An 18,704-nucleotide genomic window follows, 5' to 3' on the forward strand; every position below is an offset into this window, starting at 1 on the left:
TGCTCTTGTACTACTTCTTGTCTATTTAACTCTTTCAATGTTCTCGTTGCTTTCGTTCTCAAAAGCGAGTGCAAAGTTAGAGGATAATTTTGAACTATGCAAATATTTTTCCTGCACTTTTTTCATGCCCCGATGAACAATCGCTTCAAAAACTATGTTATTCAACATATTATAGCAATCTGCAATTTTAATCTTTAACATCTATTAACACAACGCTCTAAAAAGCGCATAAAACAGCACTCATTATTATATAGAATCGGCCAAATCACCACTCACGCCAAAATTAATCAACAGATAGATGAAAATCGGAAAATTTGGCGTACCTTTGAAAAAACTTATCACAGATGCAACCCTTCATACATCTACACGTACACACTCAATTCTCGGTTCTCGACGGCCAGGCATCAGTACCTGCGCTCGTCGACAAGGCCATTGCCGACGGAATGAAAGGACTCGCCATTACCGACCACGGAAACATGTTTGGCATAAAAGAGTTCTTCAACTACGTAAAAAAGAAAAATGGAAAAATTAAAGACGAAATAAAGGAGGCTGAAAAGGCCATAGCCAAAGCCCGCGAGGAGAACGACGACGAAACAGTGGCACAAAACGAGGCCCTGATCGCCAAGTTGAACGAAAAAATATTCAAGCCCATATTCGGATGCGAAATGTATGTGGCCCTGAAGTCACTGCATGAGCATGTCGACAAGAAGGACACGGGCCGTCACCTCATCGTGCTCGCGAAAAACGAAACAGGCTATCACAACCTCATCAAGATAGTGTCGCAGGCATGGACCGAAGGCTTCTACTCGCATCCGCGAACCGACAAGGAAGCCCTCTACAACCACCGCGAGGGACTCATTGTGTGCTCGGCCTGTCTTGGCGGCGAAATACCTCGACTGATACAGGCCGGAGAAATCGAAGAGGCCGAGCGACAGGTCAAATGGTTCAAGGACACATTCGGCGACGACTACTACATCGAGCTGCAGCGTCACAAGACCAACAAACCGGGAGGCAACACCGACACCTACGAAGTACAAGAACGAGTCAATCCCGAGCTTATACGCATCGCCCGAAAATATGACATAAAAATCATCGCCACCAACGATGTCCACTTTGTCAATGAAGAGGATGCCGAGGCTCATGACCGACTAATATGCGTGAGCACCAACAAATTTCTGACCGACGAGAAGCGCATGCGCTACACCAAGCAGGAATGGATGAAGACCCAGGCCGAGATGAACGAAGTGTGGGCCGACCTGCCCGAAGCGTTGACCAACACTCTTGAAATCCTTGACAAGGTAACGACCTACACAATCGACCACAAACCGATTCTGCCAAACTTCCCCCTGCCCGAAGGCTTCAACGACAACGACGAGTATCTGCGTTATCTCACCTATGAAGGCGCCAAACGACGCTGGGGCGAGCCCAACGAAGAGCAGCGCGAACGACTCGACTTCGAGCTCGACACCATAAAGAACATGGGATTCCCGGGCTACTTCCTGATTGTGCAGGACTTCATTCGCGCCGGACGCGAACGCGGAGTTTCCATCGGTCCGGGCCGTGGCTCGGCAGCCGGCTCGGCTGTTGCCTACTGTCTTGACATAACGCAGATCGACCCCATAAAATACGACCTCCTTTTTGAGCGATTCCTCAACCCCGACCGTATCTCGCTGCCCGATATCGACATCGACTTCGATGACGACGGACGAGCCGATGTGTTGAAATACGTTACCGAGAAATACGGAGCCGAGAAAGTGGCCCGAATCATCACCTACGGCACCATGGCGGCCAAGTCGGCCATAAAGGATGTCGCCCGTATCGAGCAGCTACCGCTTGCCGAGAGCAACCGCTTGACCAAGCTCATCCCCAAGCACATGCCCGAAGTCAACGGAAAGGAGCTGAAGCCCACACTCAAGAACTGCTACGAATATGTCAACGACTTCAAGGCCGAGCTGGGCAGCAACAATCCGCTCGTGGTGGAAACACTGCGTTACGCAAAGGAGCTTGAAGGCAATGTAAGAAACACCGGCGTACACGCGTGCGGCGTGATTATCGGCCGTGACGACATTACCGATTGGGTGCCCGTGAGCACCGCGACCGACAAGGACGGCACCAAACTGCTCGTAACCCAATATGAAGGCAGCGTGATCGAGGACACCGGACTCATAAAGATGGACTTCCTCGGACTCAAGACCCTGTCGATAATCAAGGAGGCCATCGCCAACATCAAGCTCACGCGAGGCATCGATGTCGACATCGACACAATACCCATCGACGACCCGAAGACCTATCAGCTCTATTGCGAAGGACGCACCACGGGAACATTCCAGTTTGAGTCGGCGGGAATGCAGAAGTACCTGCGCGAGCTGCAGCCGTCGGTATTCGAGGACCTCATAGCCATGAACGCCCTCTATCGACCGGGCCCCATGGACTACATCCCCGACTTCATCGCCCGCAAGCACGGTAAGTCGCCCATCGTCTACGACATACCCGTGATGGAGCAATACCTCAAGGACACCTACGGAGTCACAGTCTACCAGGAGCAGGTGATGTTGCTGTCGCGACTGCTCGCCAACTTCACGCGTGGCGAGAGCGACACACTGCGCAAGGCCATGGGTAAAAAGCTCATCGACAAGATGAACGCCTTGAAGGCCAAGTTCCTTGAAGGCGGACAGGCCAACGGTCACAAGCCCGAGATTCTTGAAAAGATATGGGCCGACTGGGAAAAATTCGCATCCTACGCATTCAACAAGAGTCACGCCACATGCTACTCATGGGTGGCATTCCAGACAGCCTACCTCAAGGCCAACTATCCGGCCGAATACATGGCGGCGGTATTGAGCCGAAACCTCTCGGACATAAACAAGCTCACCGGATTCATGGACGAGTGCAAGGCCATGCGCATAAACGTGAAAGGCCCCGATGTCAACGAATCATTCTCGGCATTCGGTGTTAACAAGGACGGCGATATACGCTTCGGAATGGCGGCCATAAAAGGTGTGGGGCTCAACGTTGTCAACGACATTATCGCAGCGCGTAACGAAGGCGGCCCCTTCACCTCAATCTACGACTTTGTCGAGCGCGTCAACCGTGGTTCCATCAACAGGCGAATAATCGAGAACCTCGCCCTTGCCGGAGCATTTGACTGCTTCACCGAACTCAAGCGAGAGGACTTCTTTGAAACCAACGCCAAGGACGAAACATTCACCGAGCAGCTCGTAAAATACGCCCAAAGCTACCAGAACGCCAAGAACAATCAGGAAAATTCACTCTTCGGCGACTTCGACGACTCAATCAACACCGCCGGTCGTCCGCCGGTGAAGCCTGCCGTGCCTTGGGTCGACAACATAAAACTCGAGCGCGAGCGTGAACTCGTGGGCATGTACCTCTCGGCACATCCGCTCGACCCCTACTACATCGAGCTGAAGTATGGCTGCATGAGCATAAAGGACTACATCGAGGAAGGTCCAGTCGAAGGTCGTGAACTGACCCTCGGAGGCATGGTCACCGAGTACACCGTGCGTCAAGGCAACTCCGGCAACTTCGGAATTCTGAAAATCGAGGACTACTCAGGCTCGACCGAAATGAGGCTCTTCGGACAGGACTTCATCGACTACGGAAAATACGGTGTGATAGGAACGCCCCTGCTCATCCACGGCCGTTACGGTCGACGGTTCCGCAACAGTGATGTGCGCTTCCAGATAACCGGCATCAAACTGCTCGAGGAGGCCAAGGGTCAGCTTGTCAACGGAATAACCATCAACATCAACGCCGACAAGGTCACCGAAAATTTCCACGGAATAATCAACGACATGATAAAGTCGTCGACCACCAATCGTGGCGACCTTTTCCTCAGGGTGCGCGACACCGAGCTCAACCGCTCGGTCAAGCTCGCCTCAGGCGTAAAGATTCCCATCACAAAGAATCTGCTCGACACTCTCGACGAAATGGAAATGGATTATGAAGTAATGAGAGGATAATACTTGGCAAGTTCATATTTCTTTCATAATTTTGTCGACAGAAAAGAATATACATTTAATTTCAAACTATACACATCATCGTAAATCATGGCAACTCAATTTACCGACCAGAACGTAAAAGAACTTATCGCAAGCGGAAAGCCTGTAGTGATTGACTGTTGGGCCACTTGGTGCGGACCCTGTGTTCGCATGAGTCCCATTATCGACGAGCTCGCCGAGCAGTTTGGCGACAAAGCCGTCATCGGCAAGTACAATATCGACGAGCAGAGCGACCTCACAGCCGAGCACCGCATCATGTCGATTCCCACAATCCTTTTCTTCAAGGAAGGAAAGCTTGTAGACCGTCTTGCCGGCTCACAGCCCAAGTCGACACTCGAGGATAAAATCAACGCCCTCATCGGCTAATAATCTTCCGTTTAGCAATCGCATCCAGGAGCCCGGCAATTGTCGGGCTCTTGTCATATATACCCAAATGGGGCCGTCGGGCAAGAAAGTTGGCGGTTTAACAGTCACTTTTTTCGGGATGTTCTTGTTTTATGTTTAATAACATAGTAATTTTGCAGTCGAAATTGAAAATCTATATGCAGAACATCAGAAACATTGCCATTATCGCACACGTTGACCATGGCAAGACCACATTGGTGGACAAAATGCTGCTTGCAGGAAACCTGTTCCGCGAAAATCAGAATGCCGGCGAGCTTATACTTGACAACAACGACCTTGAGCGTGAACGTGGCATAACAATCCTGTCAAAGAATGTATCCATCAACTACAAAGGATATAAAATCAATATTATTGACACCCCGGGACACGCCGACTTCGGCGGTGAAGTGGAGCGAGTGCTGAACATGGCCGACGGATGCCTGCTGCTTGTCGACGCTTTTGAGGGTCCCATGCCCCAGACTCGATTTGTGCTGCAGAAAGCCATACAGATGGGACTGAAGCCCGTTGTGGTGATCAACAAAGTCGACAAGCCAAACTGCCGCCCCGACGAAGTACAGGAGATGGTGTTTGATCTGATGTTCAACCTCGACGCTACCGAGGAGCAGCTCGACTTCCCCACCGTCTACGGTTCGGCCAAGCAGGGCTGGATGTCGACCGACTGGCGCAAGCCCACCGACAACATTCTCCCCGTGCTCGATGCCATAATTGAGTACATCCCCGCTCCACAGACCCTGGAAGGCGACCCTCAGATGCTCATAACATCACTCGACTTCTCCAACTACGTGGGACGAATAGCCGTAGGACGCGTACATCGCGGCACCCTTCGCGAAGGCATGGACATTGCCCTTTGCAAGCGCGACGGCTCGGTTGTGAAGCAGCGCATAAAGGAGCTGCACACATTTGAGGGAATGGGTCGAAAGAAAGTCAGCGAAGTAAGCTCGGGCGACATCTGCGCACTTGTGGGAATCGAAGGATTTGAAATCGGCGACACCGTTTCCGACATAAACAATCCCGAACCCCTGCCCCGCATCGCCATCGACGAGCCCACAATGTCGATGACATTCACGATCAACGACTCTCCATTCTTCGGAAAGGACGGAAAATTCGTAACCTCACGACACATTGCCGACCGATTGACACGCGAGCTCGACCGCAACCTCGCGCTGCGTGTGAGCAAGGCTCCCCACGAGGATGTTTGGACAGTCTACGGCCGTGGTGTGCTGCATTTGTCGGTGCTCATCGAAACAATGCGCCGCGAAGGCTATGAACTTCAGGTGGGACAGCCCCAGGTTATCATAAAGGAGATCGACGGACAGAAGTGCGAGCCTGTCGAGCTTCTCACAATCAACGTTCCCGAGGAGTACTCGAGCAAGATCATCGACATGGTTACTCGTCGCCGTGGCGAAATGGTGTCGATGACAACACAAAACGACCGGCTCCACATCGAGTTCCAGATTCCCTCGCGAGGCATTATCGGACTGCGCAACAACGTGCTCACCGCCTCGGCCGGTGAAGCTATCATGGCTCACCGATTCCTTGAATATCAGCCCTGGAAAGGCGACATCGAGCGACGCACCAACGGCTCTCTCATCGCAATGGAGGCCGGAACCGCCTATGCCTACGCCATTGACAAGCTTCAGGATCGCGGACGATTCTTCATCTTCCCTCAGGAAGAGGTATATGCCGGACAGGTTGTGGGCGAGAACGCCAAGGACAACGACATCGTGGTAAATGTCACCAAGTCCAAGAAACTCACCAACATGCGTGCTTCGGGAGCCGACGACAAGGCTCGCATAATCCCGCCCGTAGTATTCAGCTTGGAAGAAGCTCTCGAATACATCAAGGAGGACGAATATGTCGAAGTAACACCCCACCACCTGCGACTACGCAAGATTATTCTCGACGAGCTTGAACGCAAACGCGCTAACAAACAATAAAATTGTGTAATTTCAGCTAACAGCCTGAACTTAAACTTATATTAAATGTCTTATAGTCAATATCAACTATAAGACATTTTTTATTATGTATCGTTTTATTCAAAGAACAATTTTGGCTATGGCAGCTGTAATAGCTGCAGGATTCATCGGAATAAATGCCCAACAGGCCATTTCGGTTGAAAATGCGAATCTCCCTGTTGAAGCTAAATCCTTCATAAAGCAACACTTCGGCAATACGACTATAGCCAAATTTGAAAAGAAATTCTGGTCCAATTCCTACGAAATAGAGTTGGCCGACGGAACCGACATCGATTTCGACTCGAAGGGCAAATGCACAGGCATCGACGCTCCCGACAATGCTGTCCTTTCGCAGTCGATTATCAACGACCTTCTGCCTAAGGCTGCCGTAAAGGCCCTTACCGACAACAACCTCATCAATGCGGTTGAGGAGATTGAGTACAACTCGTCCAAGGGCTACAAAGTCGAAGTGCGTCACCACACAATCGACGACTACCGCTTCGACGCCGCAGGCAAGGTCCTCAAAGTGACTCACGACAATTAAACTAATATAAATCTACTCTATCATGAAAGAAGCGGATGCGACCCGTCAGGTTGCATCCGCTTTTTTGGTGCTTTTCACATCGGGTCAAATTATCATTTATTGTCGAACCGGCTCTTAGCTTTCTTGGGCATGAAGTTGAATCGGTACTGAATATGCAGCAATACGTAGCGCGGCAGGATGTTGCGATAAGTTTCGGTGCGGCCCTGCGCGTTTACGGCGTATGTCACATTGTTCAGCTGGTGCAGAAGGTCAAATCCGTCGAGCATGAACACGAGCGCACCCTTGGCCGCCGTGTATGTCACGCCTGCGTTCCACACAAAGTCGGTGGTGTTCATCATCTCGTCCATATAGCCTCGGCGGGTGTAGAGGTTCAAGTCGGTCGACAATCCGAAGTTACAGGGCAGCTTGAACACTCCGCTGAGCGAATAGTTGATGTTGGTGGCGTGTATCGATGTGAATCCGGCTCGTGACGAGCTTGTGTTTCTGCGGGTCAGGTCAACCGAAGCCGTGATGGACTGTCGTCCCAGCTGACATTGCAGCCCCAGCCTGTCGCTCAGGAAGAAATTCTTGACCGACTGACGCACCGGCGCCGAATCCTCGCCTATATAGTCGCCGACATTGCTCCATGTCCCGTTCAGTATGTTTGACAACACGAATTGTCCCTTGTTTCCGAAGTATAGGAAAAAGTTGTGGTTTGCCTCAATGCTGCGGTTGCCGCTCACGTTATAGGTCTTATAGGTGCGCACTCCCGTCGCACTGTCATATCGGTAGCCTCTTGTCAGCGCATTGGCTACAGGCTTATAGTAGAACGACAGTGTGTTGTAGAATTGCTTGCTTCCGCCAAACATTTTTTCGTAGTTCCATGACAAGCCGTACGACTGGTTATAGGCATTCTTTAGCCCTGAATTTCCTTCATAAATCATCAGGATTGCCGAGGGCATGGAGCATGGCCACCGCCGAGTCGATGTCCTCTTCACACATCCGGTCAATGGTGGCAAGCTTTTCGCTTACATTGCGATAACACCCCGACAACATCGACAGCAAGGCCGCAAGTACAATGAATATGCACGCAAACCGATTCATAGCCAATCACAATTTAAGGTTTCCCTCTTAAAATCATGACAAAAGCATCGGGACATTTTCAATCCCGAAGCCTTTGTCATGCAAGTTTTTATAAGATTTGTATCTCGTTATTCAAATGTTTCTCCCTCCGATTCAAATACCTTCTCCTCGGTGTTGGATACGATGTTGGGCTTCTCGAGGCCGTAGTGCTTTTTGCTGTCAAGCACCTTGAGCCATATACCGAAGAACAACGCAAGCACTCCAAGCGAAGCAAAGAGGAGCATCGGATTGGTGTAGTTGTACTCCATCGGGTTGTCGACACCGGGATTGGATGCGGTGAGCACCTTGCCGATGAGGATGGGGAACAGGCACAGGCCTATGTTCTGAACCCAGAATATCAGTGAGTAGGCACTGCCCAGGAATCGCTCGTCCATAATCTTGGGCACCGAAGGCCACAATGCGGCAGGAACAAGCGAGAACGATATGCCAAGCACGATGATGGCGCTGAATGCCAATGCCTTGCTCGGGAATGCGGGAAGCAGCAATGCGAATGTGCAGTGACACATAATCATCAGCACGGCACCCACGATAAGCATCGTTGCACCCTTGCCCTTTACATCAAGATATATACCAAGAAGCGGAGTCAAGGCAGCCGCTCCGATGGGGAACCAGCGGAATATGTCGGAAGCCGTGGTGGCATCGATGCCGAGGTTGCACTGAAGCATGTTGGCGGCGTAACGCTGGAACGGGAATATAGCCGAATAGTAGAGCACACAGAGCATGGCGACAATCCAGAAGAGCTTGCTGCTGAAGATGTTCTTTACATCACTGAGCTTGAACTCCTCCTCGGCGGGTGCGTCGGGCAACTTGGCGGCGTCGAGCTGCTTGTCAAATGCACGGTCGATAAACGTGAAGATGATGAAGCAGATGAGTCCGATGCACAACAGGGCCGTACAGAATGCCACAGGCACTACGACTGTGGGATCGTCCTTGCCCATCCAGTCGGCAAGACGGGGCGAAATAGAGAAGATGGCAAACACGCCGATACGCGCTATGGCCATCTCGGCACCCATGGCAAATGCCATCTCCTTGCCGTTAAACCACTTGGCAATGGCCTTCGACACGGTGATTCCGGCCATTTCACAGCCGCAACCGAATATCAGGAAGCCGAATGCGGCAAGCTTCGCGCTGCCGGGCATGCTGACCCACCAAGAGCTCAACCAGTGGTCGAGTGCGGTGCCCTGAAACCAGTCGCTTATCGCATAGAGCTTTATGCAGGCTCCAACTACCATTATCGAGGCCGACAGCGTTCCGGTGAACCTCACACCCATCTTGTCGAGAATGATACCGGCCAATATCAGAAAGCCGAACACATTGAGAATATACTCGGCGCCGGCATAGTATCCGAATGCATCGGGCGACCATCCGCGCTGAGTTTCAATCAAAGACTGCAGGGGCGACATTACATCCACAAACATGTAGGCAAAGAACATCATCGATGCCACAAGTATCAACGCACCCCATCTTACATACCACTTGTCGTTAAGGTATTGTTTTACGTTCGTTGTCATTTAAAGTTTTGCATTAATGTGATTATTTTCTACAAAATTAAGCAAAATCACGATAATGACAGAAATATTCATTAATTTCGTAACAATAATTACCATTTACGATGTATTCACGCCAACCGTTTACCTTTGACCGTGTAGTGCGCATGATTATCTCATGCCTGGTGATATTTGCCGTGCTGTGGCTCATATATACGCTGCGTGGCGTATTGCTGCCATTTTTCGTTGCCTGCCTCGTCGCCTACATATTCGAGCCTTTCGTTCAGTTCAACCGTCAGCTGCTTCATCTGAAAGGAAGGGTCGTAGCCATATTCGTAACCCTGTTTGAGGCCACATTCCTTTTCGTCGCGTTGTGTTATCTGCTTGTGCCCATGATTGTGTCGGAGATGGAGCACATGGCCCACCTGTTGCGTCAATACTCCGAAACACGCATCGACACTCCGTTTCTACCCGAAAGCGTACATGAGATAATAAAGAAGTACATCGACTTCGACTATCTGTCGCAACTGCTTGGCCGTGAGGACCGCATGAAAATGTTTGAAAGCGTCATCAGCTCCACCTGGTCGATTGTCACAAGCGGCATCAGCCTCATCATAGGCGTGCTGAGCTGGTTTATAGTCTTCCTCTATGTCATCTTCATCATGCTCGACTACGAGCGTCTTTCCAAAAGCTTTCACCGAATGGTACCCCCGGCCTACCGCAAGACGGTGTTCCGCATCGGCAACGACATCCAGCGCTCGATGAACCACTACTTCCGAGGTCAGGCACTCATATCATTCTGCGTGGGTGTGCTCTTCTGCGTGGGCTTCCTCATCATCGGAATGCCGCTCGCCGTAATACTCGGAATGTTCATAGGACTGCTCAACATGGTTCCCTACTTGCAGTTGATATCACTCGTCCCCACTACCCTGCTGTGCCTCGTATGTTCGGTCGATTCCGGCATCGACTTCTGGGTCATATTCTGGGAGTGCATGGCCGTCTACTGCATCGTGCAGTGCATTCAGGACTTGTTCCTTACACCCAAGATCATGGGTAAGGCAATGGGACTGAACCCCGCGATAATCCTGCTCTCGCTATCGGTGTGGGGCTCGCTGCTCGGATTCCTCGGACTCATCATAGCACTGCCGCTCACAACCCTGCTGCTCGCCTACTACGATGAATACCTGACGGTAGTATCCCACCGGGACGAAAAGCACGACAAGCCCGACAAAAAACCTGCCACTTAACACCTTATAAAAAAAATCCGTTAAGCGTTATGGCTTAACGGATTTTTCGTCTATCCAGTTCCTTTCGGTATCTCGCCGCATTCTTCTGATGCGTTGCAAAGTCGCTTGCAAAATTGTGCAGTCCCGAGAAATCCTCCTTGGCACACATGTATATGTAGTTGTGAGGCTTCGACTTGAGCAATGCGTCGAGAGTACGCGCCGACGGCATCCTGATGGGTCCCGGAGGAAGTCCCGAATTCTTATAGGTATTATAGGGCGATGCCACCGCGAGGTGAGCGCCCGTGATGCGACGCAGCCCGAAATCGCCCACCGCATATTTCACCGTCGGGTCGGCCTGAAGCAGCATCCCACGGTTCAATCGGTTCATATAGAGCCGAGCCACCACGCCCCGCTCCTCGGCGTTATTGGTTTCCTCCTCGGCGATTGAAGCCACTGTCGCCGCCTGCACCGGTGTCAGTCCGAGCGACTTCGCCTTAGCCCTCCGCTCGTCGTTCCAGAATCGATTGCGGTAGTCAAGCAGTCGCTTCACCACGCTTTCAGGACTTGCCGTCCAGTAAAATTCGTATGTATCGGGCAGAAACGCAGCTATATAGGTAGGCTTGGTGAATCCCGCACCGGGGAGCACCTCGTCACACGCCTTCATAAACTGCAGCGAGTCGAGTTCAAGCCTCTCGCCCACCCTCGACGCGAGTTGGTCGAGAGTGCGTATATTGTTGAATGTAAGTTTAATCGGAGTTTGTGCGCCGCGCGAAATCTTCCGTGCTATGTCGATGGCCGACATACCCGGTTCGATAAGATAAGCACCGTTTACAGCATCCTTGCCCGAAAGCCGCATTATCTTGTCGGCCTTGGCACCCGTGTCGCCAAGACGCTGTTTAAGTTCACGTGACACATCGCCGGGCGACGCATTGCTGCCAACATACACCCACTGCTCCGACTCGCCGTCGTAACCGCGTGTATATCCGACAAAAACAGTCACGCCCACAATCGCAATCGCCGCCACCGCCGCGACTACCGATAACAATATTATACTCTTCTTACTCATATCGGATACAAAAATACGAATAAGTTAATATCCCACGAAAAAATCCCCCCATTTTCCCATCCCCCCGGTTGCACCCCACCGTCCGCAAATCCCCACGCTTTCGCCCCGCGCAGCGCAGGGTGAACTCCACCAGCAAAAAATCAACTCCGGTGCTTGCCGATAAACTTTTTATTCAGTAAATTTGTCTTACTTCATGAACCATTTACACCATGTCAGCTCCAAACACCCCCATAACGCCCGTTACAATCGAGAATGACCGTCGAGTACTCGAACTCCTGTCACAAACTTTCAACGATGTCAGCTCGGCAAGCACCGAGATAATCAATCTTGAAGCTATTCTCAACCTCCCCAAAGGTACCGAACACTTCGTGGCCGACCTCCACGGCGAGCATGAGGCATTCCGTCACATCCTCAAAAACGCCTCGGGCAACATCAAGCGCAAGGTCACCGAGATATTCGGCACAACCATGCGCGAGCAGGAAATCAGGGAACTTTGCACGCTCATATACTATCCCGAGCGCAAACTTGAATACATAAAAGCATCGGAAAACGACCTCGACGACTTCTACAACATAACTCTGCACCAGCTCATCAAGGTGTGTCAAAGCGTTTCATCGAAGTACACCCGCTCAAAGGTGCGCAAGGCACTGCCGCGAGAATTTGCCTACATCATCGAGGAGCTGCTTCACGAGTCATCGTCCGACGACAACAAGCAGCCCTACTTCAACCGCATCATCGAAACCATCATCACCACCGGACAGGCCGACGCATTCATTGCGGCGCTGTGCAACGTAATCCAGCGGTTAAGCATCGACCAGCTGCACATACTCGGCGACATATTTGACCGAGGCCCCGGCGCACACATAATCATGGACACGCTGTGCGACTACGGGCAGTTTGACATCCAGTGGGGCAACCACGACGCACTGTGGATGGGCGCGGCTGCCGGCAACGACTGCTGCATAGCCAATGTGCTGCGACTCTCGCTGCGTTACGGCAATCTCGCCACGCTCGAGGACGGCTACGGCATCAACCTCGTGCCGCTTGCCACATTCGCCATGGAAACCTACGGCGACGACCCCTGCGACTTCTTCGGCCCGCATCTCGACACCGACGACACCACCCACAACGAAAAGACCCGACGCCTCATCGCCCAGATGCACAAGGCAATCAGCATAATACAGTTCAAGCTCGAAGCCGCGCTCATCGACAAGCGTCCCGAGTGGAACATGGCCGACCGCAAGCTGCTCGAGCACATCGACTTCGACCGCAAAGTGTTTACCCTCGACGGCAAGGACTATGAGATGCGCGACATCAACTTCCCCACTGTCGACCCGGCCGACCCCTACCGCCTCACTCCCGAGGAAGAGGAACTTGTAGCGAAGCTGCACCACTCCTTCAAGGTGAGCGACAAGCTCAAGAAGCATGTGCAGTGCCTCTTTACCAACGGGTGCATGTATGGCATCTACAACTCCAACCTGCTCTTCCACGCATCGATGCCGCTCAACGCCGACGGCTCGCTCAAGGAAGTCGACCTGCGCGGACAGCGTTACAAGGGCCGCGAACTCTTTCACCGCATAGGCATGATGATGCGCTCGGCCTACAACGACGACACCCCGGCCGACGAGAAGGACTTCGCCATCGACTACTACTGGTATCTGTGGTGCGGTCAGGAATCGCCGCTGTTCGACAAGTCGAAAATGGCTACATTTGAACGCTACTTCCTCACCGACAAGTCGACCCACAAGGAGGAGAAGGGCTATTACTACACACTGCGCGACAACGAGGAGGTGTGCGACAGGATTCTCGATGCATTCGGAGTGACGGGACAGCACCGCCACATAATAAACGGACATGTGCCCGTGCGCACCAACAAAGGAGAAACCCCGATACGCGCCAACGGCAAACTGATGGTGATCGACGGCGGATTTGCCAAAGCCTACCACAACACCACCGGAATCGCGGGCTACACGCTCGTCTATCACAGCCGCGGGTTCCAGCTTGTGCAGCACGAGCCCTTCACATCGGCCGAGGAGGCCATCAAGAACGGAACCGACATCGTAAGCTCAACCCAGATTGTCGAGCTTAGCTCACAGCGCATGAGAGTGCGCGATACCGACAAGGGAAAGGAGCTGCTGGGACAGATACACGAGCTGACCGAGCTCCTCTATGCCTATCGCCACGGAATCATAAAGGAGCGTGCCAAGAAACTCGGCTGAGGAGTTGTGAGTTACGCGGAATAGTATTAAATTTGTGACGAAACCTGATTTTTCAGGCTCCCCAAGTATCACATAAATGGAAAAAGTGCATCTATCATGAAATTAGGACTGACTTTTGTGTTGGCCTGCCTCTCATTGTTTCCCATTGCGACATCGGCAGCCGACAAGGCCGGGCAAACACGACCCGACACCGAAAACACCTTTGTATTGCAAAATCCCGACTATCAGAAAAGCCCCTATAGCGGAATGACGAGGGCGCACTGGCTGAAAGCAGCCGAATATCTGCTCAACGGAGCATTCGGCTACATCCACACCCCCGACGACCCTATGTACTTCCCCAAGCAGCTCCAGAAGACCTATCCCAACAACGACAACGACACCCGCACAGCCAAGCTTGAAGGACTGGCGCGAACACTCTTTGTGGCCGCTCCGCTGCTCAAGGAGAATCCCGACCTCACTCTCAACGGCATACGCGTGGCCGACTACTACCGCCATCAGCTCGTGAGCCTCTCCGACTCCACGAGCAAGCACTACATCCCTCACCGCACCGGCGGCCCGAGCCAGACACTGCTTGAGCTCGGCTCGCTCGCCATATCCATGAAAGCCGCCGAGGAGGTGCTGTGGGATGCCCTGACCCAAAAGCAGAAGGACGACCTGGCAGCCACGATGCTGAGCTACGGCAACGGCCCGTCGATTGGCTCCAACTGGATGTTTTTCAACGTGTTCATCATGAGTTTCATGAAGGAGCACGGATATGAGGTGAACGAAACCCAGCTAAAGGATTTTCTTGAAAAGCTCCTTGCCCGATACCGTGGCGAGGGATGGTACAACGACGCTCCAGCCTACGACTACTACAGCATGTGGGCCTATCAGAGCTACGGCCCGCTGTGGGCTGTGATGTGGGGCGACAAGCAATACCCCGAACTGGCCCGTCAATTCCTCGCCAACCAAGGCGACATGATCGACAACTATCCCTATATGTTCAACCGCGACGGACACATGAACATGTGGGGACGCAGCATCTGCTACCGTTTTGCCGCCGTGACCCCGCTGCCGCTGATCGAATACGGCAAGCACGAAGGTGTCAACTACGGATGGCTGCGACGCATAGCATCGTCGACACTGCTGCAGTTCATGCAACACCCCGAGTTCCTTGAAAACGGAGTGCCTACGATGGGCTTCTACGGCCCCTTTGCCCCGGCGGTGCAGATATACTCATGCCGAGGCAGCGTCTACTGGTGTGGCAAGGCATTCCTCGGCCTGCTGCTCCCCGAGGATTCGGAGTACTGGTCGGCAGTGGAAAACAACGGCCCGTGGGAAAGCGACCTGCTTCCCGGAAAGGTCTACCACAAGTTCCAGCCGGCTACCAATCTGCTCATAACCGACTATCCCAACTCGGGAGCATCGGAAATGCGCTCATGGTGCCATGAAACGGTAGCAGCCGACTGGCAGAAGTTCCGCAGCTCCGAGAACTACAACAAGCTTGCCTATAACACCGAATTTCCATGGATGGCCGACGGCGACAACGGCGAGGTGTCGATGAACTATGCCACCAAAAACCGCGACAACCGCTGGGAAGTGCTGAGGCTCTACACGTTCCACAGCTTCGACGACGATGTGTACCGCCGTGACGCGGTGCTTGAAACCGACACGACAGTGCGCTATCAGCTTGCCGACATATCGCTCCCCGACGGCATCCTGCGCATCGACAAGGTGTCGACAGGCAGTCCCACCCAAGTGCGCCTCGGCAACTACTCGCTGCCTCAGCTCGACGGCGACATAAAGGCGATGACTCGCACGCTCGACAAGGGCTACACGGCCAGCATCATCGACAACGGCGACTATCAGCTCGCAACCGTTGCCCTTGAAGGGTGGAAGAACGGCGTTAAGGTTCAGCGTCCCAAGGGTCTGCACCCCGTCAGCTCAATCTGCGCGGTGCCCGTGACTGAAGCCGATGTCAGCGACAGCGACATATTCGTCACCCTGCACCTGTGGAAGAAGAGCGACAGCGCGTTCACCGACAAAGAGCTGCGTCCTGTAAAATCGGTAAAAATATCCAAAGACCGCAAGCAGGTCACCGTAAAGCTCGCCGACGGCCGCACCAAAACCATCAACTTCAACTAACATCCCCCGTATATGCCGCCAGGCATATCATGTATTTAACCGCGGGTGAGCGAAGCGTCACCCGCGGATAGACCCGCCACAACGCCCCACAACCCCTTGCGGGTTGCACTCCATGCACCCACAAATCCCCGCGTTAGCGCCAAAGCTGCAGAGCAGCTAATAACGTTAGGCCCGCGCAATGACGCTGATACGCGTCAGTCCCGTGTATCCTTTTGCCGCATCATTTTAGAGAGTCTGTGCAAATTGAAAGCCTTTCATCAAAACGCACCGCAGATTGTTGCTTTTTTATCAAAAAATATATAACTTCGCAATCCGAATATACAAACCCATTACCAACCAATCATTTATTCAAGTCATGCAGAAATTTTTATCCCGTTTCGCGTTGCTTGTGACTGCTGCAGGCCTGTCGGCTGCTGTAGCGTCATGTAGCGATGACGACGACAAAGTGATTGCTCCGAACATGGAACCTCCCACGTTCAACATCACTGTCAGCGAAGTTCAGCGCACACAAGCCGACTTCTCAATTTCATCAGCTTAAGCTGCCGATTACGCCTATATCGTAGCCGAGCCGAATGAATCGTACATGCCCACTGCCGAAGAGCTCTTCACCGACGGCACCATAGGCCAGTTTGAAAAAGGAGTGGCTGAAGTCACCACTCTCGATGTTGAAGGCGGAAAGAAATTTGACATCTACGTAGCTGTGCGTCGCATCAACCCCTATGTATATAGCGAAGTGAAGAAAATCGACCTCAACACCGACCTTCCTTATACTGACCTTGTGACACTCGAACGTATCGGAAAAACCGACTTCAAATATCATGTCGAATTTCCGGAAGGAGTCACATCGATGAAACATGTTGTAATCAAAAAAACCGACTACGAAGCGATAAAGAGCATTCTTGCCATGTTTGGCACCGTGACTTATGAAACATATCTGAAAGTATTCGGACATCCTCTAAGCGAATCCACCGATATCGAACATGACAAATTTGCCGAATACGGCTTCAGTGAGGATATCCACATCCACTCCGGCACCGAGTTCATTCTCATGGTAGGCGTTCCGTTGGAAGACGGAAACATCGATCCGGAACAGTTCCAGGTCATTGAATTCAGCACACGTCCTGCCGGACTGTGCCCCTACGACATTAAAGTGTCAATCGAATCCACATCCACAACAGCCACGATAAGCCTGACCCCCGATCCTGAAATCACCGACTATCGAGTGTTCGTTGACAAAAAAAGCGAATTCGATTACTGGCGCCGCGAGGGTGAAGCACAGGTGCGTTCAGTTGTCATAGGCCACTGGGACGACTCAACCAATCCAGTACCCCGTGCACAAACCGGCAATGTAGTTCTCAATCCGACAGGTCTGGTGCCCAACACCGACTATGTCGTAGGCATTGTAGGTTTTGACAGCGAACGTCATGAATGTGTGAAATACATCGACTTCCGCACAGGTGAACCCATCGGGCCGAAGCCTCAGATTGCCATCGAGGCAAAGCCTGAAGAGGTCACCGCCCCCTGGAAATCGGCGGCATATAATGTCAAGATACAGAATGCCGTTTCAGCAGTCTACGGATACTTCCTCAAGAGCCAGATTGACGAAGTGCTCGCAAACGGAGCCGAAATATCGGCCGTAATACAAAACAACGGAATAACGGCATCGGAAGAACAGCTTGCCGAAATGCTGACATCGGAAGGCATAACCTTTGAAACATCCGACCTCAGCGCCAATACTCAATACATTTTCGGCGTATATGCTATCAACGATGAATACGTAAGCACCGCTGAATATGTCACATTCACAACCGACATGCTGCCCCAGATCGGAGGTGAAACTCGAAACAACATGCCAGGACGCTACACCGCATCGACAACCGATGTCAACGGCAACACAGTGACATTCCCCGTAACTATAACAACCGGTGTAGATGATGCCACCACGGCTGAATACGCTCTTGCCAACCGTCTTGTAGCACTCGGATTCGGCCCTGAAAGCCAGTTCCCCTACACATCACTGTCCGACATGATAGCAGCCGGCAATACTGCCGAAGAAGCCGCTGATCTCTACGGCCCGAAATGGTTTATCGAATTCCGCGAAGACGGCATCGTAGTTCCCAAGCCCGACAATCTCAGCTGGACCATGGGTAACTTCGGAACCGATGACAACTCTTACTTCTGGGCTGTAGGTATCCGCCCGTCGGACGGACGCGACATCGACAACCTGTACGACTTCCCTATTGAAGTATCGGCCGATGGCAACACCGTGACAGTCAAGGGATATTACAACGCAAACATTCCGGCCTATTACTATCCCACAATGTGTACGGCAGCATCGTCATGGTGGTTCAACGACATACAGTTCCGCTGCTATTCAGAACTTGTGCTGACACGCGACACATCCACTTCGGCCTATCTGCACCGCGGCGCTGTCAAAGCTCCCAAAACGGTAGTAATCAATTCGTTTGACCGCTCGGTGAAAGAAAGCCGCCAAAGAGCCGCTGACCTCATGAAAAAATAACACCCAATTTGAATAA

General features: G+C 52.2%; 13 protein-coding genes. 9 read left to right on the forward strand and 4 right to left on the reverse strand.

Features of this window, described 5'->3' with window-relative positions; translation table 11 throughout:
• The first annotated feature begins 344 nt into the window (after positions 1-344).
• The 4 genes from dnaE to E5354_RS12355 all read left to right on the forward strand — a co-directional run bounded on the left by dnaE (position 345) and on the right by E5354_RS12355 (position 6,923).
• Positions 345-3,980, forward strand: a complete 3,636-nt coding sequence (gene dnaE, locus E5354_RS12340; protein ID WP_123396508.1) for a DNA polymerase III subunit alpha — start codon at positions 345-347, stop codon at positions 3,978-3,980.
• Between the two features lie 87 nt (positions 3,981-4,067).
• Entirely contained in the window at positions 4,068-4,385 is a 318-nt protein-coding gene (trxA, locus tag E5354_RS12345) for a thioredoxin (protein ID WP_123396507.1), read from the forward strand.
• 176 nt (positions 4,386-4,561) lie between these two features.
• Positions 4,562-6,361, forward strand: a complete 1,800-nt coding sequence (typA, locus tag E5354_RS12350; protein ID WP_123396506.1) for a translational GTPase TypA — start codon at positions 4,562-4,564, stop codon at positions 6,359-6,361.
• A 118-nt stretch (positions 6,362-6,479) separates the two neighbouring features.
• Complete coding sequence (locus tag E5354_RS12355; protein WP_168353904.1) at positions 6,480-6,923, forward strand: PepSY-like domain-containing protein; 444 nt, start codon at positions 6,480-6,482, stop codon at positions 6,921-6,923.
• 92 nt (positions 6,924-7,015) lie between these two features.
• Here the strand turns inward: E5354_RS12355 and E5354_RS12360 are convergent, their stop codons facing one another.
• The 3 genes from E5354_RS12360 to E5354_RS12365 form a co-directional block, all read right to left on the reverse strand.
• Positions 7,016-7,846, reverse strand: a complete 831-nt coding sequence (locus E5354_RS12360; RefSeq protein WP_135947652.1) for a hypothetical protein — start codon at positions 7,844-7,846, stop codon at positions 7,016-7,018.
• A complete protein-coding gene (locus E5354_RS14250) occupies positions 7,836-8,006 on the reverse strand; it encodes a hypothetical protein (RefSeq protein WP_168353905.1) in 171 nt (56 codons plus the stop codon). Before E5354_RS14250 ends, E5354_RS12360 begins: the two co-directional genes overlap by 11 nt.
• Positions 8,007-8,113: 107 nt before the next feature.
• A complete protein-coding gene (locus E5354_RS12365) occupies positions 8,114-9,556 on the reverse strand; it encodes an MFS transporter (protein ID WP_168353906.1) in 1,443 nt (480 codons plus the stop codon).
• A 101-nt stretch (positions 9,557-9,657) separates the two neighbouring features.
• Between E5354_RS12365 and E5354_RS12370 the strand changes: the two genes are divergently transcribed.
• A complete protein-coding gene (locus E5354_RS12370; protein WP_123396503.1) occupies positions 9,658-10,779 on the forward strand; it encodes an AI-2E family transporter in 1,122 nt (373 codons plus the stop codon).
• 34 nt (positions 10,780-10,813) lie between these two features.
• Here E5354_RS12370 and mltG read toward each other — a convergent pair whose 3' ends face one another.
• The gene (gene mltG / locus E5354_RS12375) at positions 10,814-11,824 is read right to left on the reverse strand and encodes an endolytic transglycosylase MltG (protein WP_135947653.1); all 1,011 of its coding nucleotides are present in this window, start codon (positions 11,822-11,824) and stop codon (positions 10,814-10,816) included.
• A 209-nt stretch (positions 11,825-12,033) separates the two neighbouring features.
• Here mltG and E5354_RS12380 point away from each other — a divergent pair, with 209 nt between their 5' ends.
• The 4 genes from E5354_RS12380 (at position 12,034) to E5354_RS12395 (ending at position 18,688) form a co-directional block, all read left to right on the forward strand.
• Positions 12,034-14,043 (forward strand): fructose-1,6-bisphosphatase, encoded by a 2,010-nt coding sequence (locus tag E5354_RS12380; protein WP_135947654.1) that lies wholly within the window; start codon positions 12,034-12,036, stop codon positions 14,041-14,043.
• A gap of 96 nt (positions 14,044-14,139) precedes the next feature.
• A complete protein-coding gene (locus tag E5354_RS12385; protein WP_135947655.1) occupies positions 14,140-16,167 on the forward strand; it encodes a DUF2264 domain-containing protein in 2,028 nt (675 codons plus the stop codon).
• Positions 16,168-16,522: 355 nt separating this feature from the next.
• Positions 16,523-16,705, forward strand: a complete 183-nt coding sequence (locus E5354_RS12390) for a hypothetical protein (RefSeq protein ID WP_135947656.1) — start codon at positions 16,523-16,525, stop codon at positions 16,703-16,705.
• 45 nt (positions 16,706-16,750) lie between these two features.
• Positions 16,751-18,688: a hypothetical protein gene (locus E5354_RS12395; RefSeq protein WP_135947657.1), complete on the forward strand. Its 1,938-nt coding sequence runs from the start codon at positions 16,751-16,753 to the stop codon at positions 18,686-18,688.
• The last annotated feature ends 16 nt before the right edge of the window (positions 18,689-18,704 follow it).

Origin of the sequence: Muribaculum sp. NM65_B17 (genome assembly GCF_004793735.1) — a bacterium.
GTDB lineage: Bacteria > Bacteroidota > Bacteroidia > Bacteroidales > Muribaculaceae > Muribaculum > Muribaculum gordoncarteri.